We start from the raw sequence: 570 nt of genomic DNA, 5'->3' as shown, positions 1-570 counted from the left end.
CACGGCTTGTTGCTGTACAACAAGGACCAAAAATAAATTTTGGTTTTCGCCAAGAAGTTTCCAAAGCACTTGTAACAAATGTTTGAGAACTACTTTTTAAATCAGCTTTCCAGATTGTTAAAGAGCAAACTTCATAAAGAAGTCAAAGGCATAGATTGAACAATGCGTTCAATGCATGGCTTTTGCTTCTTGCAAATTCAGTACCCGATTATGGTGGAGCTATGCGGGATCGAACCGCAGACCTCCTGCGTGCAAAGCAGGCGCTCTCCCAGCTGAGCTATAGCCCCATAATCGCGAAGTGGTGGGTCTGAGTGGACTCGAACCACCGACCTCACCCTTATCAGGGGTGCGCTCTAACCACCTGAGCTACAGACCCACTTCGTGTACTGTCTCTAAACTTGAATCAAGGCAATCTGTGTGAACACTCAACAACATACGTCATCTTAAGGTAAGGAGGTGATCCAACCCCAGGTTCCCCTAGGGTTACCTTGTTACGACTTCACCCCAGTCATGAATCACACCGTGGTAAACGCCCTCCCGAAGGTTAAGCTATCTACTTCTGGTGCAACC

General features: G+C 46.8%; 2 tRNA genes and 1 rRNA gene. All 3 read right to left on the bottom strand.

From position 1 onward, the window contains the following. Positions 1 to 211 precede the first annotated feature (211 nt). Positions 212 to 287: transfer RNA gene (locus MM194_RS21765), tRNA-Ala, on the bottom strand. Positions 288 to 299: 12 nt separating this feature from the next. After that, positions 300 to 376: transfer RNA gene (locus MM194_RS21760), tRNA-Ile, on the bottom strand. Between the two features lie 73 nt (positions 377 to 449). Further along, positions 450 to 570 (bottom strand): 16S ribosomal RNA (locus tag MM194_RS21755); the annotation flags it as partial.

This window comes from Aeromonas sp. MR16 (assembly GCF_022549315.1).
GTDB classification, from domain to species: domain Bacteria; phylum Pseudomonadota; class Gammaproteobacteria; order Enterobacterales; family Aeromonadaceae; genus Aeromonas; species Aeromonas aquatica.
The sequence above is the reverse complement of the archived record's forward strand: the minus strand, read 5'-3'. Positions and strand labels throughout refer to the sequence as shown.